General features: G+C 59.9%; 1 pseudogene. It reads left to right on the top strand.

The window, feature by feature from the left end:
- A pseudogene (locus AC0L3O_RS35585) lies at positions 1-284 on the top strand (glutathione-dependent formaldehyde dehydrogenase); the annotation flags it as partial.

Genomic DNA, 284 nt, shown 5'->3' with positions numbered 1-284 from the left:
TATGACCGCGCGAAGCAGATGATGCTGATGGAGAGCGATCGGCCCCACGTGCTGCGTGAAATGATCTATGTCTGCAGGCCAGCCGGCGTCATCTCAATCGCGGGCGTGTACAGTGGGTTCGTCGACAAGATCCCGATGGGCCAAGCCATGAACAAGGGCCTGACCTTCAGGATGGGCCAGACCCATGTGAACCGCTGGACCGACGACCTACTGCGCCGCATCGAAGAAGGTCAGATCGACCCGTCGTTTGTCATCACCCACACTGCCGGGCTCGAACAAGGACC

The organism is Mesorhizobium sp. WSM4810, assembly GCF_055811235.1.
This window is presented reverse-complemented; position numbering and strand designations above follow the sequence as displayed.